This window comes from Klebsiella sp. CN_Kp104, from assembly GCF_040064515.1.
Taxonomy (GTDB): Bacteria; Pseudomonadota; Gammaproteobacteria; order Enterobacterales; family Enterobacteriaceae; genus Klebsiella; species Klebsiella aerogenes.
Genome location: NZ_JBEAII010000001.1, coordinates 238,466 through 256,919, shown reverse-complemented (window position 1 = coordinate 256,919; position 18,454 = coordinate 238,466). Strand labels below are relative to the sequence as shown.

The 18,454-nt window shown below is 54.0% G+C and carries 16 protein-coding genes; 7 read left to right on the top strand and 9 right to left on the bottom strand.

Going from position 1 to position 18,454, the window contains the following annotated elements:
- The first annotated feature begins 54 nt into the window (after positions 1-54).
- On the top strand, positions 55-501 hold the full coding sequence (locus ABLU80_RS01150) for a YccF domain-containing protein (RefSeq protein ID WP_020079238.1): 447 nt from the start codon (positions 55-57) through the stop codon (positions 499-501).
- 17 nt (positions 502-518) lie between these two features.
- Positions 519-2,654 (top strand): YccS family putative transporter, encoded by a 2,136-nt coding sequence (yccS, locus tag ABLU80_RS01145; RefSeq protein WP_020079239.1) that lies wholly within the window; start codon positions 519-521, stop codon positions 2,652-2,654.
- On the opposite strand, the gene ABLU80_RS01140 is transcribed toward yccS, so the two are convergent.
- Positions 2,642-3,265 (bottom strand): TfoX/Sxy family DNA transformation protein, encoded by a 624-nt coding sequence (locus ABLU80_RS01140; RefSeq protein ID WP_046883543.1) that lies wholly within the window; start codon positions 3,263-3,265, stop codon positions 2,642-2,644. The genes yccS and ABLU80_RS01140 overlap by 13 nt on opposite strands.
- 449 nt (positions 3,266-3,714) lie before the next feature.
- On the opposite strand from ABLU80_RS01140, the gene sulA reads away from it, so the two are divergent.
- Positions 3,715-4,224: an SOS-induced cell division inhibitor SulA gene (gene sulA, locus ABLU80_RS01135; protein ID WP_020079240.1), complete on the top strand. Its 510-nt coding sequence runs from the start codon at positions 3,715-3,717 to the stop codon at positions 4,222-4,224.
- A 352-nt stretch (positions 4,225-4,576) separates the two neighbouring features.
- On the top strand, positions 4,577-5,629 hold the full coding sequence (ompA, locus tag ABLU80_RS01130) for a porin OmpA (protein WP_026612358.1): 1,053 nt from the start codon (positions 4,577-4,579) through the stop codon (positions 5,627-5,629).
- A 92-nt stretch (positions 5,630-5,721) separates the two neighbouring features.
- Here the strand turns inward: ompA and matP are convergent, their stop codons facing one another.
- A complete protein-coding gene (gene matP, locus ABLU80_RS01125) occupies positions 5,722-6,174 on the bottom strand; it encodes a macrodomain Ter protein MatP (protein WP_015367432.1) in 453 nt (150 codons plus the stop codon).
- Between the two features lie 185 nt (positions 6,175-6,359).
- Here matP and ABLU80_RS01120 point away from each other — a divergent pair, with 185 nt between their 5' ends.
- Positions 6,360-8,117: a Lon protease family protein gene (locus ABLU80_RS01120; protein WP_308953137.1), complete on the top strand. Its 1,758-nt coding sequence runs from the start codon at positions 6,360-6,362 to the stop codon at positions 8,115-8,117.
- Positions 8,118-8,186: 69 nt separating this feature from the next.
- On the top strand, positions 8,187-8,705 hold the full coding sequence (fabA, locus tag ABLU80_RS01115) for a bifunctional 3-hydroxydecanoyl-ACP dehydratase/trans-2-decenoyl-ACP isomerase (RefSeq protein WP_015704907.1): 519 nt from the start codon (positions 8,187-8,189) through the stop codon (positions 8,703-8,705).
- Between the two features lie 76 nt (positions 8,706-8,781).
- Here the strand turns inward: fabA and rmf are convergent, their stop codons facing one another.
- The 6 genes from rmf to rlmKL form a co-directional block, all read right to left on the bottom strand.
- Complete coding sequence (gene rmf, locus ABLU80_RS01110; protein WP_015704906.1) at positions 8,782-8,949, bottom strand: ribosome modulation factor; 168 nt, start codon at positions 8,947-8,949, stop codon at positions 8,782-8,784.
- 254 nt (positions 8,950-9,203) lie between these two features.
- Positions 9,204-9,767: a membrane integrity-associated transporter subunit PqiC gene (gene pqiC, locus ABLU80_RS01105; RefSeq protein WP_163389331.1), complete on the bottom strand. Its 564-nt coding sequence runs from the start codon at positions 9,765-9,767 to the stop codon at positions 9,204-9,206.
- Positions 9,767-11,404, bottom strand: coding sequence for an intermembrane transport protein PqiB (gene pqiB, locus ABLU80_RS01100; protein ID WP_015704905.1), 1,638 nt, complete (start codon positions 11,402-11,404; stop codon positions 9,767-9,769). Before pqiB ends, pqiC begins: the two co-directional genes overlap by 1 nt.
- Positions 11,394-12,662, bottom strand: a complete 1,269-nt coding sequence (gene pqiA / locus ABLU80_RS01095; RefSeq protein ID WP_032711301.1) for a membrane integrity-associated transporter subunit PqiA — start codon at positions 12,660-12,662, stop codon at positions 11,394-11,396. Before pqiA ends, pqiB begins: the two co-directional genes overlap by 11 nt.
- A 14-nt stretch (positions 12,663-12,676) precedes the next feature.
- A complete protein-coding gene (locus ABLU80_RS01090; RefSeq protein WP_015367439.1) occupies positions 12,677-14,584 on the bottom strand; it encodes an ABC transporter ATP-binding protein in 1,908 nt (635 codons plus the stop codon).
- Positions 14,585-14,596: 12 nt separating this feature from the next.
- Positions 14,597-16,702, bottom strand: coding sequence for a bifunctional 23S rRNA (guanine(2069)-N(7))-methyltransferase RlmK/23S rRNA (guanine(2445)-N(2))-methyltransferase RlmL (rlmKL, locus tag ABLU80_RS01085; RefSeq protein WP_020079245.1), 2,106 nt, complete (start codon positions 16,700-16,702; stop codon positions 14,597-14,599).
- Positions 16,703-16,800: 98 nt separating this feature from the next.
- Here rlmKL and ABLU80_RS01080 point away from each other — a divergent pair, with 98 nt between their 5' ends.
- Positions 16,801-17,910 carry a YcbX family protein gene (locus ABLU80_RS01080; RefSeq protein WP_020079246.1) on the top strand — a complete coding sequence of 370 codons (1,110 nt, stop codon included), beginning with the start codon at positions 16,801-16,803 and terminating at the stop codon, positions 17,908-17,910.
- Here ABLU80_RS01080 and zapC read toward each other — a convergent pair.
- Positions 17,907-18,449 carry a cell division protein ZapC gene (gene zapC / locus ABLU80_RS01075; protein WP_015704901.1) on the bottom strand — a complete coding sequence of 181 codons (543 nt, stop codon included), beginning with the start codon at positions 18,447-18,449 and terminating at the stop codon, positions 17,907-17,909. The two genes, ABLU80_RS01080 and zapC, sit on opposite strands and share 4 nt — an antisense overlap.
- Positions 18,450-18,454: the final 5 nt, after the last annotated feature.

The window sequence follows — 18,454 nt, the reverse complement described above, 5'->3', positions numbered from 1 at the left end:
AAAAAACGTTACAATTGCCGGGTCTTATTATCCACAGGGTTAACCAGAGGGTTTATGCGTACCATTCTGAATATTTTGAACTTTGTTCTTGGCGGTTTCGCCACCACGCTCGGTTGGCTACTGGCGACGCTGGTCAGTATTATTTTGATCTTCACGTTACCGCTGACGCGTTCATGTTGGGAAATCACCAGACTATCGCTGTTCCCCTACGGTAATGAAGCAATTCATGTTGATGAACTGGAACCTGAAGCAAAAAACAGTTTACTGAACGCGGGCGGCACTATTTTGAATATTTTGTGGTTCATGTTCTTCGGTTGGTGGCTGTGCCTGATGCATATTTTCAGCGGTATTGCGCAGTGCCTGACCATCATTGGTATCCCCGTGGGGATCGCCAATTTTAAAATTGCCGCCATTGCACTTTGGCCGGTAGGACGCCGCGTGGTCTCCGTTGAAACGGCTCGCGCCGCGCGCGAAGCCAACGCCCGCCGTCGCTTTCAGTAATTGTACGGAACACTGTTATGTTAAGCCCCCTGCTCCGCCGTTATACATGGAATAGCGCCTGGCTATATAACGCCAGGATATTTATTGCGCTTTGTGGCACCACGGTTGCGCCGTGGTGGATTGGCGAAGTCAAACTCACCATCCCGTTAACGCTTGGGGTGGTTGCCGCGGCGTTGACCGACCTCGACGATCGCCTTACCGGGCGGTTACGTAATCTCGCTATTACGCTGGTCTGCTTCTTTATTGCCTCCGCGTCGGTGGAGTTACTGTTTCCATGGCCGTGGCTGTTTGCTATTGGGTTAACCCTGTCCACGACGGGTTTTATCCTGCTCGGCGGGCTGGGTCAACGCTATGCCACCATTGCTTTCGGCGCCTTACTGATCGCTATCTACACCATGTTAGGGGTCACTCTGTATAACAGTTGGTACCTGCAGCCGCTCTTTTTGCTGGCTGGCGCCATCTGGTACAACGTATTGACGCTCGCAGGGCATCTTATTTTTCCCATCCGCCCACTGCAGGATAACCTTGCGCGCAGCTATGAACAGCTGGCCCAATACCTTGAACTTAAATCCCGACTGTTCGATCCGGATATCGAAGATGAAAGTCAGGCCCCGTTGTACGATCTGGCGCTCGCTAACGGCAAGCTGGTTGCGATGCTTAACCAGACGAAAGCGTCTTTACTGACACGCCTGCGCGGCGACCGCGGGCAACGCGGCACTCGTCGCACCCTTCAGTATTATTTCGTCGCCCAGGACATTCATGAGCGTGCCAGCTCATCACATATTCAGTATCAGACGCTTCGCGACCATTTCCGCTACAGCGATGTGATGTTCCGTTTCCAACGGATGTTGTCAATGCAGGCGCAGGCCTGTCAAAAACTTTCCCGCGCCATTCTCTTACGCATCCCGTATCAGCATGATGCGCACTTTGAACGCGCCTTTATGCATCTGGACGCGGCGCTGGATCGCGTCCGCGCCAGCGGCGCGCCGCAAGATCAGGTCAAAGCGCTGGGTTTTCTGCTCAATAACCTACGCGCTATTGATGCGCAATTGGCAACTATCGAATCGGTGCAGACCAGCGTGCTGGCCAGCAACCATCCCGAAAATCTGCTTGCCGACGATCGCCCTAGCGGGTTTAGCGATATCTGGTTACGACTGCGCAGCAATATGACGCCGGAATCGGCGCTTTTCCGCCACGCGGTGCGAATGTCACTGGTGCTGTGCGCGGGCTATGCGTTCATTCAGTTTACCGGCCTCAACCACGGTTACTGGATTCTGCTTACCAGCCTGTTTGTTTGTCAGCCGAACTATAACGCGACCCGGCATCGTCTGGCGTTAAGGATCATCGGTACATTGATTGGCGTCGCGATCGGCCTACCGGTGCTGCTGCTGGTTCCCTCGGTTGAAGGCCAGCTGCTGCTCATTGTACTAACCGGCGTGCTGTTTTTCGCTTTTCGCAACGTGCAGTATGCGCACGCCACTATGTTTATCACGCTGCTGGTACTGCTGTGCTTTAACCTGTTAGGTGAAGGATTCGAAGTCGCTTTACCGCGTATCCTTGATACGCTGATCGGCTGCGCCATCGCCTGGGCGGCAGTGACCTTTATCTGGCCTGACTGGAACTTCCGTAACTTACCTCGCGTACTGGATCAGGCCATCAACGCTAACTGCCGTTATCTTGACGCTATTCTCGAGCAGTATCATCAGGGGCGCGATAACCGTCTTGAGTATCGCGTTGCCCGGCGTAACGCACATAACCGGGATAGCGAACTGGCATCAGTGGTATCAAATTTATCCACAGAGCCTAAAGCCGACACCACGATGCGTGAAACGGCATTCCGCCTGTTGTGTCTTAACCATACCTTTACCAGCTATATTTCCGCGTTGGGGGCGCACAGGGAAAAACTGACGACTCCGGAAATACTGGCGTTACTCGATGATGCCGTCTGCTACGTCGATGATGCGCTGCATCATTCTCCCGCAGACGAACAGCGTGTTCAGCAGGCGCTCAGCAACCTGCAATCGCGAATTCAACATCTGGAGCCGCGAGCCGACAGTAAAGAACCATTGGTCCTGCAGCAGATTGGGCTACTGCTCGCACTGCTGCCGGAAATATGTCGTCTGCAGCGCCGGATTGCTGGTCAACCGGAATAATCCTCCACGCTGTATCCTTGTGTATTAGCCCACTCCCGTAGCTCCTGGCGCCGCTGCGCCGGGAGCGCGGCGGAATGAATGCCGGCAATCGCGCCCGCCAGGGACTCAAGGACATTGATTGATATTCCTTTATTATGCTCTCTCAATTTTAACCAGCTCTTTTCCGCCCCGAGTGTACGCAGCATTTTCACATCGGTTATTCCGGCATGGATCAACATCAACTCCATATGGAAGCTGATATTAGGCAAATTCTTTAGTCTGCCGGCATCACGCTGATGCTGCTTTTCGCTTCGCGCCGAATGCAATGACAGCTGCGATAGGTGAAACAGCATTTTACTGTCCTGCCATAGTGCTTCATCTATCCGGTAATACTTTAAGGCCACTGGCCGGCCATTCTTGCGCATCATCAGCATCGGGCTGTGATGTTCAACCCGATAAGAGGCGCTTTGTTCGCAAACCCTAAGATAGATTTCGCCCTCAGCCACCATGGCGAATACGGTATTTTCAATCGCCAGACTATACCCGCCGAATAAAGGCCGGCTACTGATTTTACCTAAGGGGGAAAGGCACTCCTGAAACTGGAGGAACCGTAATTTTGAAATTTTCTTCATGATCATTCCTTTGGTAATCATGCACATAAAAGTAATTTTATTAACGGATCCGTTATTGAAGAAAATAAGTGAGTTCGTTTTGTGCAGCAAGATGAATTTTGGCTTCATCTCAATCAGCTCGCTGTTTTGCGAGGCGCTTTCAGGAAAAAGTTATTCTGCAAATTGTGTTACAGAGACTCGCTGAATACTTAAGCAATGTTAATTGATGAACAGCATATCGGCCCCATCGAGGACACGCCCGGCAGCCGTGAAGTAAAGATTAACGGAGGAAAATGTCGCCTGCGGGTTCAGCATAGAGACAGTGAATTCATATAAATAAGTCGCCGCAGCGATAATTCATAGCCGGGTAGAGTGCATAAAATATATGCAAAAATGGGAAAATGAGGTTGACGACGCCCCCTGGCAGATATACTGTATATGCATACAGTAACCCACAGGCGAGATAGACTATGTTTACTTCAGCTCACGCAAATCGTTCACCACTGACTTCGGCTTCAGTACGTCGCCCTTCGCACAGCGTCGTCGAACATTCAGCCACTGGGCTGATTAGTGAAATCGTCTATCGCGAAGATCAACCCATGATGACGCAGCTTTTACTGCTACCTTTATTACAGCAGCTTGGCCAGCAGTCGCGCTGGCAACTGTGGCTCACCCCGCAGCAAAAGCTGAGTAAAGAATGGGTACAGTCGTCCGGCCTTCCGCTTTCAAAAGTGATGCAGATTAACCAGATGTCGCCCTGCAATACTCTGGAATCGATGATTCGCGCTTTACGTACCGGGAATTATAGCGTGGTTATTGGCTGGCTGACGGATGAACTTACTGAACAAGAACACGAACGTCTGGCGCTCGCCGCAGAAGAAGGTCATGCGATGGGCTTTATCATGCGCCCGGTGAGAAATACAAGCCAGCCTGGGAGACAATTAAGTGGGCTAAAAATTCACTCAAATTTATATCATTGAGTGAAATTAGGATTAATCCTGGAATTTTTTTTGCCTCGTCAAAAACCATTCTCGCAAAGTGGTTAATTTCACAGAGATCCCGGTGTGGTGCGGTTTTGCGACTTTTCACCGCGTTCACAAATTAACCATATTTGTTAAATATTGTGTATACAACCCTTTTTTTTCATATGCCTGACCGAGTTCACACTTGTAAGTTTCTAACTAAGTTGTAGACTTTACATCGCCAGGGGTGATCGGCTTACGCTGCATGTATCAGCATAGTTAACAACGAGTCACGCCCCCGGTGAAGGATTTAACCGTGAGGTCTTATGTACCTTCATGGCGAATTTTGGATGATAATGAGGCGCAAAAAATGAAAAAGACAGCTATCGCGATTGCAGTGGCACTGGCTGGCTTCGCTACCGTAGCGCAGGCCGCTCCGAAAGATAACACCTGGTATGCAGGTGGTAAACTGGGTTGGTCCCAGTTCCATGACACCGGCTGGTACAACAGCAACCTGAACAACAATGGCCCGACCCACGAAAGCCAACTGGGCGCTGGTGCGTTCGGTGGTTATCAGGTTAACCCGTACCTCGGTTTCGAAATGGGTTACGACTGGCTGGGCCGTATGCCTTACAAAGGCGACAACGTTAACGGCGCATTCAAAGCTCAGGGCGTTCAGCTGACCGCTAAACTGGGTTACCCGATCACTGACGATCTGGACATCTACACCCGTCTGGGCGGCATGGTATGGCGCGCTGACTCCAGCAACAGCATCGCTGGCGACAACCACGACACCGGCGTTTCCCCAGTATTCGCTGGCGGCGTTGAGTGGGCAATGACCCGTGACATCGCTACCCGTCTGGAATACCAGTGGGTTAACAACATCGGCGACGCTGGCACTGTAGGCGTTCGTCCGGACAACGGCATGCTGAGCGTTGGTGTTTCCTACCGTTTCGGTCAGGAAGACAATGCACCGGTTGTAGCTCCGGCTCCAGCTCCGGCTCCGGAAGTCACCACCAAGACCTTCACCCTGAAGTCTGACGTACTGTTCAACTTCAACAAAGCAACTCTGAAACCAGAAGGTCAGCAGGCTCTGGATCAGCTGTACACCCAGCTGAGCAACATGGACCCGAAAGACGGTTCTGCAGTTGTTCTGGGTTACACCGACCGTATCGGTTCCGAGCAGTACAACCAGAAACTGTCTGAGAAACGTGCTCAGTCCGTTGTTGACTACCTCGTAGCTAAAGGCATCCCGGCTAACAAGATCTCTGCTCGCGGTATGGGCGAATCTGATCCGGTTACCGGCAACACCTGTGACAACGTGAAAGCTCGCGCTGCACTGATCGACTGCCTGGCTCCGGATCGTCGTGTTGCGATCGAAGTTAAAGGTTACAAAGACGTAGTAACTCAGCCGCAGGCTTAAGTTTCCTACGATAAAAAAACCCCGCTGATGCGGGGTTTTTTTTGGCCTGATTTTGAGTTCAGAGGAAAATCTCAAGCAACGTTGGCCGCTACTTACTCTTTTCCTAAGAGCACCTGCAGATCGTGCTTCAGGCTCGACATCTTGCTGGCATATTTTTCTTTATGCTCGGCGTCTTCAATTAGCTGTACGATGGTTTCTGATAATGTCTTGCCTCGCCGTTGCGCAAGCCCGGCCAGGCGTTGCCAGACAACGAACTCCAGATCGATGGACTTTTTCCGCGTATGCTGATGCTCGGCGTTAAAATGACGCTTGCGTCGTGCGCGAATAGTCTGCTTCATCCGGTTAGCGAGCTCCGGATTCATATGCTGATCGATCCAGGTATTCACCAGAACAGGTTCATTTTCGAGCGTCAGCAAGACATCGACCGCGGCTTGCGCAGCGCTGGCTTCAATGTAGCGGGTAATCAACTCACCTTCCCGGTGCTTCTTTACCAGATATTTCCATTTCCAGCCGCTTTCAAGGTTTTCCAGTTGTTGATATTTCATTGCGATCTCAATGTGACCGTGTAACTCATTTCAGGATATCAGTTTTTTCTGGATGTGCTGAGAATAAATCATCTTTCGTGAAGTGGACGATTCCATTATCAGCGTGATAAACGCAATCCTCCGTGTGCGCAGACGCGGTATCGGGTATAATCGCTCGTTTTACATCTGACTAAAAAACAGCGACTTTGACCATTACGAAACTTACCCGAAACGACCTCGCTCCTGATACGGAAAGTTATCAGGCGCTGTTTACCCAGGTCAATCTCGCCGAGACAGAGGCATCCCTCGCCGGCGATCTACAACCCCGTTTATTTTATGCGCTGGAACAACTTCTGATCACGCCAGCCATTTCATCATTTATGCTGGTAAAGGCGCCGGAAGAACCTGAATATCTGCATTGGGTAGCCGAAGCCGCCCGCAGCCTGCAGCAGTCCACGACAGCGCTATGCGGTGTACGCTATCAGGTCAACGGCGGCAACGTAACCATGTCGCCGGCACAAAGCGCGGAAGACAATTTTGCCAGCAACTGTCCGGTTGAATCCGCCGACTGGATTGAAGCGGAACAGCTCTTTGGTTGCGTACGCCAGTTTAACGGAGAAATTTCGCTGCAGCCGGGTCTGGTGCACCGCGCGAACGGCGGCGTCCTGTTGCTCTCCCTGCGTGCGCTACTGGCCCAGCCGCTGCTGTGGATGCGCCTGAAGAACATGGTGACCCGTCAGCGCTTTGACTGGTTGTCCATTGATGAATCCCGCCCTCTTCCCGTTAGCATTCCTTCCATGCCGCTGAACCTGAGGATCATTCTGATCGGCGAGCGTGATGCGCTGGCTGATTTTCAGGAGATGGAACCGGAACTCGCGTCGCAGGCCATTTATAGCGAGTATGAAGATAACCTGCAGATAGCCGATGCCGACACCCTGAAACTCTGGTGCCAGTGGGTCTGGCAACATGCTCGTCAGCTTTCGCTGCCGGGGCCGGCGGCTGACGCATGGCCGCTGCTGATTGCAGAAGGCGTGCGCGACACCGGCGATCAGGAGACGCTTCCGCTTTCCCCTCTCTGGATTGGCCGTCAGCTGCGTGAAGCGGCAGCCTTCTGCGAAGGCGAATTGATTAGCGGCGCGGAGATGCAAACTATGCTTGAGCGCCGTGAATGGCGTGAAGGCTATCTTGCCGAGCGGATGCGCGATGAAATTCTTCTCGATCAGATCATGATTGATACCGAAGGCGAATGCATCGGCCAAATCAATGCCCTGTCGGTAATCGAGTTTCCAGGACACCCGCGCGCCTTTGGCGAACCTTCGCGCATCAGCTGCGTGGTACATATCGGCGACGGCGAATTTATTGACGTTGAGCGTAAAGCTGAACTGGGCGGTAATATTCATGCCAAAGGCATGATGATCATGCAGGCGTTTATTATGTCCGAGCTCGAACTTGAACAGCAGCTGCCATTTAGCGCTTCACTAACCTTCGAGCAGTCCTACAGTGAAGTGGATGGCGATAGCGCCTCAATGGCTGAGCTGTGCGCGCTTATCAGCGCGCTGGCCAATGTGCCGATCAACCAGAGTATTGCGATTACCGGCTCGGTCGATCAGTTCGGTCGCGTCCAGCCGGTCGGCGGACTGAATGAAAAGATTGAAGGTTTCTTCACCATCTGCCAGCAGCGCGGATTAACAGGCAAGCAAGGCGTTATTATTCCGTCTGCCAACGTCCGCCATCTGAGCCTGGCACAGGAGCTTCGCCAGGCGGTGGCTGACGAACAGTTCTTTATCTGGGCCATTGACGACGTTACCGAAGCCCTGCCGCTTCTCACCCAGCTGCAATGGGATGGTGAAGGACAAACGCTACGACAAACTATTCAGGAACGGATTGCGCAGGCGATGCAACAAGAGACTCGCCATCGTTTTCCATGGCCGCTACGCTGGTTAGGCGGATCAAATTCGAACTGATCGGACTTGTTCAGCTTACACGTGTTAGCTATCCTGCGTCCCGAACTCAAAATAAGGCTTACTGAAAACATGGTAGATAAACGCGAATCCTATACAAAAGAAGATCTTCTTGCCTCTGGTCGTGGTGAACTGTTTGGCGCGAAAGGCCCGCAACTGCCGGCGCCGAGCATGCTGATGATGGACCGCGTCGTCAAGATGACCGAAACCGGCGGCAACTACGACAAAGGTTACGTTGAAGCTGAGCTCGACATCAACCCAGACCTGTGGTTCTTCGGTTGTCACTTCATTGGCGACCCGGTAATGCCTGGCTGTCTGGGTCTGGACGCAATGTGGCAACTGGTTGGCTTCTATCTGGGCTGGCTGGGCGGCGAAGGGAAAGGCCGTGCGCTGGGCGTAGGCGAAGTGAAATTTACCGGTCAGATTCTGCCGACGGCGAAAAAAGTCACCTATCGTATCCACTTCAAACGCATCGTAAACCGTCGCCTGATCATGGGCCTGGCGGATGGCGAAGTGCTGGTAGATGGTCGTCTGATCTACTCTGCAACTGACCTGAAAGTCGGTCTGTTCCAGGATACTTCCGCGTTCTGATTTACCTTCCGTACTTATCCTCAAGTACAAAAGGCGAAGCCTTCGCAATGCGAAGGCTTCTTTTTTAAAGAGACAGTCAGGCAGTTTGCACCCTGTCCTCCATGGCTTCTCGCCAACCTCCTAGCCAATGGGACCTCTGATTCAAGGTCTGGTAGGGACACATTTCTTTCGATCTACCGGTAATGCCGGCCTGATATCCACGCTGATGTGCCCGTTCCAGGCGATCTCGTTTTTGTCTCTTCATGCCTCGTTTCCCTCATTATTTGATCTGGTGGAAAAGAAAACAGTGGTCACTAAATATGCAACCACGTATAACCTTTACCGCGAAACGCAGGCAGCGTCAATGCGCAAAATTCACGCCAGTGTCATATTTGTGAGCTATATGAAAGTTCATTTGTACAAAAATCGTGAGCCAGCACAACTATCAACCTGATGCGGCAAATAAAAAAGCCGCGGCGATTTTTCAGGTCGCGGCGGCTTTAATTTTATTAATTTTACTTATGGCAGGCGGTTCAACTCACTCGCAATCGCGGTGGCTTCCTGGCTCCAGGCCTGCGCCAGAGTCTTAACCATCGCGTCATAGCCATCCTGCTGTTGCTTAAGTTCAATATTGAACGGACGCTTGATTAACTGCCCCTGATGCTTAAGCAGCCATTCACCGCTAACAATGACCCGGCCGTCGTAGCGGCCGTGGAAGCCGCTAACGGAGACATTAAGCGTATCCTGCTCGCTGCCTAACGGCTGCGATGCCACCACCCAACCCGGCAGTTGATTGCTCAGATTCGCCACCAGCGTGGTACGTAACTGCTGGTCCAGCGGGCTCGCCCACAGATTGTTATTAGCAATCACATACTGCACATCGGTAGTCTGATAAACCACGCCATTGCCGGCCAGATAATCAGGGATACTGACCTGCTCAACCCACAGCAAATTCTTGCTCTGGTTGATGGCGCTTTGCGCGCCGCTCTTTGCTACCGGTAATTGATAGTAAGTTTTACTCTCACCACCGCTGCTGCAGGCCGTCAGTACGCATACCGCTGCCGCTACTAACCACTTTTTCATTATTTCGCTCCCTTCGGCTGCGGATCTTTTTTATCCTTGGCCTCAAATACCAGCGCATTGCTCTTGTCGTTGAGGGTTTTCAGTACCGGCTGCAGTTCACGAAGCACCTGATCCAGTCGCTGCATATCCGCAACCATCTTATTGTAGGCCGCCGAGCCTGGCTGGAAGCCCTGCATACTGCGGTTCAACTCGCGCAACGTACTCTGCATATCAGCTGGAAGCTGCTGCATCGACTGGCTTGAAGTGATCTTATTCAAGTTGTCGAGCGTAGTCTGGACACGCTGCATGGTTTTCTGGCTCTGCGCCAGGGTACTGGTCGCCTGCTCCAGCAGCGGGTTAATCGGCAGATTGTTAATCTTATCGAGCGCATCCATCAGACGCTGCTGGATCTGCGCCAGACCGCCGCTGACGGTTGGAATGATCGGATAGCCGCCGAACTCCTGAATCTTGCCGCGCGGAGGCGCTTTCGGATAGAAGTCGAGATCGATATACAGCGCGCCGGTGACCAGGTTGCCGGTTTTCAGCGAAGCACGAAGCCCGCGGTTGATCAGATCGTCAATATGCGCGCGAATGTTCGGATCGCCGCCCAGTTGATTGATCAGACGTTCCGGCTCGATACGTATTTCAACCGGGATACGATAATCATCGTTCAGGCTCTGTTTCAAACCGGGGATAAAGAACGGCACTTTGCCGACGGTACCAAGACGAATACCGCGGAATTCAACCGGCGCCCCTGGCTGCAGACCACGCACTGAATCTTTAAAGAACAGGACGTAATCAATATGCTGGGTGAACACCGAATCCTGAATACTCTTCTGATCGTCAAACAGGTGGTATTCCGTTTTATTCGCCACCGGCTCGCCGAGATCAAGTCCTTCCGGAATGTCAAAACTCACACCGCCGCCAAACAGCGTCGACAGCGAGCCCATCTCGACGCGCATTCCCGCGGACGTGAGGTCAACCGCGATACCGCTATCTTTCCAGAAGCGAACGTTGGTCGTCACCAGACGGTCGTTCGGCGCATTGATAAACAGCTGATAGGTGATGCGGCGCTTCTGCGTATCAAAGGTACTGGTTTCAACCGAACCAACGCGATAGCCGCGGAACAGCACCGGATCGCCAGGCGAGAGTTGCCCGGCTTTGCTACTTTCCAGCAGAACACGGATGCCTTTGGCATCCGGTGAAGCCAATGGCGGCGAATCCAACAGCGGATACTGCGGCGCCACAGAACCTTCTTTACCTGGCTGCAATTCGATATAGGCGCCGGAAAGCAAGGTGCCGAGGCCGCTAATCCCCTCGCGCCCCACCTGCGGTTTCACCACCCAGAACACCGAGTCTTTATGGAGTAGCTTCTGCATCCCCGAGTTCAGACGCGCTTTAATTTCTACATGTTTCAGGTCATCAGTCAGGATAGCGCTTTCCACCACCCCGACATCAACGCTGCGGCTCTTGATACGCGTTTTACCCCCTTCAATGCCTTCGGCGTTGGTGGTGATAAGCGTCACCTCCGGCCCCTGGTGGCTGTAGTGGTAAAACAGTATCCATGCGCCGATGAGCACAGTCACAATCGGAAAGATCCAGACCGGTGACCAGTTCTTCACCTTCTGCACTTTCGCTTCTCCGCTCTTATTTTCCATGCTGTTGCATTTCCTCATGGCTTGGATCTGGTTCACGGTCCCACAATAGACGTGGGTCAAACATCATGGCCGAGAACATGGTCATAACAACGACCAGCGCGAACATCACCGCGCCTATCGCCGGATAGATATTCATCAAGCCTCCCATACGCACCAGCGCCGAGAGTACCGCGATGACAAAAACGTCGATCATTGACCAACGGCCAACAAATTCAACCACTTCATAAATCAGGTGCATACGCTCTGAATCACGCGCGCCGTTTCCGTTCGCACTCCAGCATAGCCAGCCGATAGCGATCATTTTTAACGTCGGCACCATGATACTGGCGATAAAGATAACCAGCGCGACCGGGTAAGAGCCCTCACTCCACAGCAGAACGACGCCCGCCATGATTGTCGACGGCATTTTATCGCCCAGCAGATCGGTAATCATAATCGGCAGAATATTGGCGGGTAAATAGAGCACAAACGACGTCATCAGCAGCGCCAGCGTCCACTGCAGGCTGTTTTTACGCCGCGGGGTACCTTTGGTATGACAGCGTGGACACTCTTTCTCATCCGCTGGCAGCACCGCCGTGCAGCACGAGCAGGAGCGTAACCCCTGGCGAAGCCCCGGCACGCCAGGGCGCAGCGGCTGCTTAATGACCGGCATTGGCGCAATGTCGTCCCACAGCCAGCGGCGATCGACGCACTGAAACGCCCGCAATTGCAGCAGGCAGAACAGACACCAGGGAACAAAGCTCAGCCCAACGCCGATATCACCATAGGCCATGAGTTTAACGAAGCTGACCAGCACCCCGGCGAGGAAAATCTCCGCCATCCCCCAGCTTTTGAGGTGAAACAAAATCCGCGCCAGAAACGCCTTCAAGCGTGAAGGCATATGAACGCGATTGACCAACAATAAGATGGTCACCAGACAAAACGCCGGGACCAGTTGGACAAAGAGTAAAAAGAACGTACCGAGGCTGGCGTAATCCTCGGTGAACAACACATTAGGTATTTCCAGCAGCTCAATTTCGCTGCTGATCCCGCCGACTTTCATATAAACAAAAGGAAACAGGTTCGCCAGCAGCAGCATGAACAGCGCCACCAGCGCATAGGCCGTGGGGCGCTGCCGCGGCGCGTCCCACGATGTGGTGAGCGTGGTGCCGCAGCGTGGGCATGCGGCTTTCTGGCGATGCTCCAGCGGCGGCAAAGCCACCAGCAGATCACATTGTGGGCACAATATGTGCCGCGCAGCATGATGATGATCGCACATGAACACTCCTCAGCTTAAGCGCCGTTTTTGAGTCCTTCGAGATATTCCCAGCGTTCAAAGGCCGCTTCCAGGGCCTGTTCCGCTTCCGCTAACTGCGCCAGCACCTGCTGGGTCTGGTCATGCGGCTGGCCGAAGAATGAAGGATCGGCAACTTTTTCCTGCAGCGTCTGCAGTTGAGTTTCCAGATCTTCCAGCTTCTGCGGCAGCTGTTCCAGTTCGCGCTGCAGGTTATAGCTTAGTTTGCTGGCGGAGCGTTTGACACTTTCTGCTTTCGGTTGAGCGACTTCCGCCGGTTTTTTTACAATCGGCTGTTTATTCGCCAGCGACTGCGCTTGCTGTCCGCGCGCGTCGTGATAACCGCCGATATATTGGCCGATACGCCCGCCGCCCTCGAAGATCCAGCACTCGGTCACGGTGTTGTCAACAAATTGACGGTCGTGGCTCACCAGCATCACGGTGCCCTGGTAGCCATCGATCAGCTCTTCCAGCAGTTCCAGCGTTTCGACATCAAGGTCGTTAGTCGGTTCATCAAGAATCAATAAGTTACTGGGTTTCAGGAACAAGCGCGCGAGCAGCAGACGGTTACGCTCCCCGCCGGACAACGCGCGTACCGGGGTCATCGCCCGTTTTGGATGGAACAGGAAGTCCTGCAGATAGCCCAGCACGTGACGCGGCTTACCGTTAACCATCACCTCTTGTTTACCTTCCGCAAGGTTATCCATCACCGTGCGGTCCGGATCCAACTCCGCGCGGTGCTGGTCGAAGTATGCGACTTCCAGCTTGGTACCGACGTGGATACGCCCGCTATCGGCCTGCAACTGGCCGAGCATCAGCTTCAGCAGCGTGGTTTTACCGCAGCCGTTCGGGCCAATCAGCGCAATCTTGTCGCCACGCTGGATTTGCGCGGAGAAATCTTTAACCAGCACTTTGCCGTCAACCTGATAGTTGACGTTTTCCATCTCAAAGACGATTTTGCCGGAGCGAGAAGCCTCCTCGACCTGCATCTTCGCGCTGCCCATCACTTCACGGCGTTCGCCGCGCTCGCGACGCATCGCCTTCAGCGCGCGGACGCGGCCTTCGTTGCGGGTACGACGCGCTTTAATCCCCTGACGGATCCACACCTCTTCCTGCGCCAGCTTGCGGTCGAATTCAGCATTCTGTAACTCTTCGACGCGCAGCGCTTCTTCTTTATCCAGCAGATATTGATCGTAATTGCCCGGATAGGTCACCAGCTTGCCGCGATCGAGATCGACGATGCGCGTTGCCATATTGCGGATAAAAGAACGGTCGTGCGAAATGAAGATGATGGTGCCTTTAAAGGATTTGAGGAACCCTTCCAGCCAGTCGATAGTTTCGATATCGAGGTGGTTAGTCGGTTCATCCAGCAACAGTACGCGCGGCCCGCTAACCAGCGCGCGGCCCAGCGCCGCTTTACGCAGCCAGCCGCCGGACAGCGACGCCAGCTGCGCGTCGGCGTTAAGGCCAAGCTGCTCGATCACTTCGTTGATACGGCTATCTAACTGCCACAGCCCCAGGTTATCCAGCTGTTCCTGCAGGCGAGCCAGTTCATTTAAATTTTTATCGCTCGGATCGGTCATCACCTGATGCGAAACATCATGATAGGCCTTCAGATACGCCGCCTGTTCGGCGATCCCTTCCGCGACAAAATCGTACACCGTACCTGCGACATTACGCGGAGGATCCTGCTGCAGACGCGCAACGATCAGATCCTGTTCATAAATAATACGCCCATCGTCCAGACCCTGCTCGCGGTTGAGGATTTTCATCAGGGTCGATTTACCGGCGCCGTTACGCCCTACCAGGCAGACGCGTTCGTTATCTTCGATATGCAGTTCAGCATTATCCAGCAGCGGCGCATCGCTGAACGAAAGCCAGGCGCCGTGCATACTAATCAGTGACATTCTTTATTCCTTTCAGGCCGCGGTAATCAGCCAGCAGTTGTGGATCTGACGGTTGCGGGCAAAATCCTGCGACAGCGTTTTTTGCGAAATTTCTTGCGCCTTCAGGCCAAGCGCCGCCAGCCCGTCATGATCCATACGGAAACCGCGTTTGTTATTCGAGAACATAATCGTGCCGCCTTTACGCAGCAGACGTTTTAGATCGGTCATCAGACGGATATGATCGCGCTGCACATCAAAGGCATCTTCCATTCGTTTGGAGTTGGAGAAGGTCGGCGGATCGATAAAGATCAGATCGAACTGCTCGGTGCTTTCCCGCAGCCAACCCAGCACGTCCGCCTGCATCAGGCGATGCGCACGACCGGTTAAACCATTGAGACGCAGGTTGCGTTCCGCCCATTCCAGATAGGTGCGTGACATATCGACAGTCGTAGTTGAGCGCGCGCCGCCCAGACCGGCGTGAACGCTGGCGCTGCCGGTATAGGAGAACAGGTTAAGGAAATCCTTACCCTTGCTCATCTGGCCGAGCATACGACGGGCGATACGGTGGTCAAGGAACAGACCGGTGTCGAGATAGTCGGTAAGGTTAACCCACAGACGCGCGTTATACTCCTGTACCTCGATAAAGTCGCCCTTCTCCGCCATCTTCTGGTACTGATTTTTACCCTTCTGCCGCTCGCGGGTCTTCAGCACCAGTTTATTCGGCGCAATCCCTAACACCGCGATAGTCGCGGCGATAATATCGAACAGACGCTGGCGCGCTTTGTGCGCATCGACGGTTTTCGGCGGCGCGTACTCCTGCACCACTACCCACTCGCCGTAGCGGTCGATAGCTACGTTATATTCCGGCAAATCGGCATCGTACAGGCGATAGCATTCAATGCCTTCCTGACGCGCCCACTTTTCAAACTTCTTCAGGTTTTTACGTAAGCGGTTGGCAAAATCTTCCGCCAGCATCGCCGGCTTGCCGCCTTCGCTTTCCGCCAGATGATAGTTCTTCTGTACGCAGTCCAGCGGGCCGTTTTTGGCTTTAAACTGTTTATCGGCGCGCAGCTGCAGGCAGCTCAGCAATTCCGGCGAGGCGCTGAAGACCGACAGGTTCCAGCCGCCAAACTGGTTTTTCATAATCCGCCCCAGCAGGCTGTGCAGGGCAATCAGCGCCGGTTCGCTTTCCAGACGCTCGCCGTACGGCGGGTTGCTGATAACGGTGCCGTACGGGCCTTTCGGCAGCGGATTATTGAGCTGCGCGACGTCTTTCACTTCAAAATTGATGAGCTCGCCAATTCCGGCGCGGCGGGCATTGCGGCGCGCGCGTTCAATCACGCGCTCGTCGACGTCAGAGCCGTAGAAGCGTGATTCATAAGCCGCCAGCCCCTGACGAGCGCGCGTTTGCGCCTCGGCTTTTACCTCTTTCCAGATAGCATCATCGTGTTGCGCCCATCCGCCGAAGCCCCAGTGGCCGCGGTGCAGGCCCGGCGCACGATCGGTCGCCAGCATCGCCGCTTCAATCAGCAACGTGCCGGAACCGCACATCGGATCGAGCAGCGGCGTTCCCGCTACCCAGCCGGAGCGCATGACGATTGCCGCCGCGAGGTTTTCTTTGATCGGCGCCATGCCGGTGCCATCACGGTAGCCGCGCAGATGCAGGCCTTCGCCGCTTAGATCCAGTGAAATATGCGCCGTCTCTTTGTTCAGCCAGACGTTGATACGCAGATCGGGATTCTCACGATCGACATTCGGACGCGGCAGATTTTTACGCGTGAAGCTATCGACGATAGCGTCTTTGACTTTTAATGCGCCATACTGACTGTTGCGGATTTCCTCATTGAGGCCGCTAAAATGCACCGCGAAGGTGGCGTCAGTGGTAAAGATCTCCGTCCACGGAATCGATTGAACCCCCAGGTAGAGATCCAGATCGCTATACACGCTGCACTCACCCAGCGGCAGCATGATGCGCGAGGCCAGCCGGCTCCACATCAGGCTTTGATACAGCAGGCGCGTATCTCCCTGAAAATGAACCCCGCCCTGGACGACCTGGCACGCCGTGGCACCAAGTCCTTCCAGTTCAGTTTTTAACAGCTCTTCAAGACCACGAGCCGTGCTGGCAAACAGAGATTTCATATCGTCACTTTTACTTAAAGAAAATTGGTGCGCATTATAGCCAATATGTGCCCTATGTCATAAAGTTAAAGGCTTATTTTTGAACCCAGGGGCAGCGTATGGTAACGCTATCGAAACTTTTTATTCATCCTGTCAAATCCATGCGCGGAATTGGCGTCACCCATGCCTTTGCCGATATTAGCGGCATGGCCTTCGACCGCATCTTTATGCTGACTGAAACCGACGGTACGTTTATTACCGCGCGCCAGTTTCCGCAGATGGTGAAATTCCTGCCTTCGCCGCTTCATGACGGCCTGCACTTGACCGCGCCGGATGGCAGCAGCGCGTTGGTGCGCTTTGATGATTTCGCTCCCCAGGGCGAGCCGACGGAGGTGTGGGGCAACCATTTCACCGCCTTGATCGCGCCAGCCGCCATCAACCAGTGGCTCAGCGGCTTCTTCAACCGCGACGTCCAACTGCGCTGGCTCGGGCCGCAGCTAACCCGGCGAGTAAAACGCCACGACGCGGTGCCGCTCTCCTTCGCCGATGGTTATCCCTACCTGCTCGCCAATGAAGCCTCGCTTCGCGATCTGCAGCAACGTTGCCCTGCCAGCGTAAGCATAGAACAGTTTCGCCCTAATCTGGTGGTCACCGGCGCCGCGGCGTGGGATGAAGATAGCTGGAAAGTTATTCGCATCGGCGAAGTGGTATTTGACGTCGCCAAACCCTGCAGCCGCTGCATTTTCACCACCGTCAGCCCGGAGCGTGGGCAAAAGCATCCGTCCGGCGAGCCGCTGGAGACGTTAAAGCGTTTTCGTACCGCGCAGGATAATGGCGATGTCGATTTTGGCCAGAACCTGATCGCCCGCAACAGCGGCGTTATCCGCGTGGGTGATGAGGTGGAAGTGCTGACGCGCGGCCCGGCGAAAGTCTATGGCGCTGGCGATAGCGACGATACGCTGGCGGCCGATGCGCAGCCAAAAGCGACGGTTGAGATTGAGTGGCAGGGGCAACAGTTTACCGGCAATAACCAGCAGGTGCTGCTGGAGCAACTGGAACAACAGGGCATTCGTATCCCTTATTCCTGCCGCGCCGGGATCTGCGGCAGTTGTCGTATCCGCCTGGAAGAGGGTGAAGTGAGTCCGTTAAAGAAAAATGCGGTCGCCGCGGATGGCACCATTTTATGCTGCAGCTGCGTACCGAAAACCGCGCTGCGCCTGGCGCCTTAAACCGCCTGCCCCAGGCTGTAGCTGGCCGCGCTCTGCGCCGGCTGCAGTCTGTCGTTCATAATTTTAATCACATCGCCTAACTGCATCACCCGCCCTGCCAGAGTCAATCCCGGTTGCGCCAGCAGGCAGAGCGTGGCGTTTTCACCCGGTTCGACCACCAGCAAATTGACCTGCTCGCCGGTATCGCTGATCCACACGCTGGCGGCGTCGCCGCTGGTCGGCTGCCAGTGCTGCTGGTGAGTAGTGAAATGCCAGCTCTTCGGCATCTGCGGTTTCAGAAAACGGATCGCGGTTAAGGCATTTAATACTAATTCGGCACGCTGCTCTTTGTTTAATTCAATATCACGGCATTTTTCTTCAAAAGAAAAATAGAGCGCCGCGTCATCGACGCAAAATCCCGACGGCGCGAAAGCGTCAGGCGTTAACATGCGCCGGGCGAAACGTGAGCGAAATAACATACCATTGGCCAGATCGAGCATCATGCGGTCATGCTCTTCGTCGTAATACCAACGCCAGTTATCGTCAGGTTTAATCCGCATTTCTA

Coding starts and splice junctions, on each gene's coding strand:
- ABLU80_RS01140 (WP_046883543.1), bottom strand. CDS start 3,265: ATGAAGAAAATTTCAAAATTACGGTTCCTCCAGTTTCAGGAGTGCCTT.
- rlmKL (WP_020079245.1), bottom strand. CDS start 16,702: ATGAAATCTCTGTTTGCCAGCACGGCTCGTGGTCTTGAAGAGCTGTTA.
- yccS (WP_020079239.1), top strand. CDS start 519: ATGTTAAGCCCCCTGCTCCGCCGTTATACATGGAATAGCGCCTGGCTA.
- fabA (WP_015704907.1), top strand. CDS start 8,187: ATGGTAGATAAACGCGAATCCTATACAAAAGAAGATCTTCTTGCCTCT.
- ompA (WP_026612358.1), top strand. CDS start 4,577: ATGAAAAAGACAGCTATCGCGATTGCAGTGGCACTGGCTGGCTTCGCT.
- sulA (WP_020079240.1), top strand. CDS start 3,715: ATGTTTACTTCAGCTCACGCAAATCGTTCACCACTGACTTCGGCTTCA.
- ABLU80_RS01090 (WP_015367439.1), bottom strand. CDS start 14,584: ATGTCACTGATTAGTATGCACGGCGCCTGGCTTTCGTTCAGCGATGCG.
- zapC (WP_015704901.1), bottom strand. CDS start 18,449: ATGCGGATTAAACCTGACGATAACTGGCGTTGGTATTACGACGAAGAG.
- ABLU80_RS01150 (WP_020079238.1), top strand. CDS start 55: ATGCGTACCATTCTGAATATTTTGAACTTTGTTCTTGGCGGTTTCGCC.
- pqiB (WP_015704905.1), bottom strand. CDS start 11,404: ATGGAAAATAAGAGCGGAGAAGCGAAAGTGCAGAAGGTGAAGAACTGG.
- matP (WP_015367432.1), bottom strand. CDS start 6,174: ATGAAATATCAACAACTGGAAAACCTTGAAAGCGGCTGGAAATGGAAA.
- pqiA (WP_032711301.1), bottom strand. CDS start 12,662: ATGTGCGATCATCATCATGCTGCGCGGCACATATTGTGCCCACAATGT.
- ABLU80_RS01080 (WP_020079246.1), top strand. CDS start 16,801: ATGGTAACGCTATCGAAACTTTTTATTCATCCTGTCAAATCCATGCGC.
- rmf (WP_015704906.1), bottom strand. CDS start 8,949: ATGAAGAGACAAAAACGAGATCGCCTGGAACGGGCACATCAGCGTGGA.
- pqiC (WP_163389331.1), bottom strand. CDS start 9,767: ATGAAAAAGTGGTTAGTAGCGGCAGCGGTATGCGTACTGACGGCCTGC.